The organism is Paenibacillus nasutitermitis (genome assembly GCF_014641075.1).
GTDB classification, from domain to species: Bacteria; Bacillota; Bacilli; order Paenibacillales; family Paenibacillaceae; genus Paenibacillus_Z; species Paenibacillus_Z nasutitermitis.
On record NZ_BMHP01000033.1, the window covers coordinates 1 to 522 of the forward strand.

Here is a 522-nt window from a genome sequence, read left to right on the forward strand (position 1 = left end):
TAGCGCCTAGGCATCCTCCGTGCGCCCTTATTAGCTTAACCTCGGTGGTTGGTTTGGATGTCAAATCGAAAGATTTGGCATTCAGCATCCACCTCGATGGTTGGTTTGAATGTCAAATCGTAAGATTTGGTATTCAGCATCCATCGTCAGGTGGTTGGTTTGAATCTGAAATCATAAGATCTCAGTCAACCTCCACCCTTGTTCAAACCTCTAAAGGATGTTTCGCAAATTTCATATCCAGTTTTCAAGGTGCAATGACCAAGCAGCAAGCTCTAGTGGGCTTGTACTTAATCAAGGTTGATGTCGTCTGTTGGTGGAGCCAAGGAGGATCGAACTCCTGACCTCCTGCTTGCAAGGCAGGCGCTCTCCCAGCTGAGCTATGGCCCCCAGCAAATTCCATCAAAGCTGAACATATGGGTAACATCACGTCGTATTCAACAATTTTATCTGACCGTCTACGCGGTCAGGTAATTCCTTAGAAAGGAGGTGATCCAGCCGCACCTTCCGATACGGCTACCTTGT

1 protein-coding gene and 1 tRNA gene are annotated in these 522 nt (G+C 47.3%); one reads left to right on the forward strand and one right to left on the reverse strand.

The features are described 5' to 3' along the window. Window positions 1–341, forward strand: a 341-nt coding sequence (locus tag IEY46_RS36705; RefSeq protein ID WP_229750785.1) for a hypothetical protein, incomplete at its 5' end; no start/stop codon positions are given. Here the strand turns inward: IEY46_RS36705 and IEY46_RS36175 are convergent. Then, window positions 312–387, reverse strand: a tRNA-Ala gene (locus tag IEY46_RS36175). The two genes, IEY46_RS36705 and IEY46_RS36175, sit on opposite strands and share 30 nt — an antisense overlap. Window positions 388–522 lie beyond the last annotated feature (135 nt).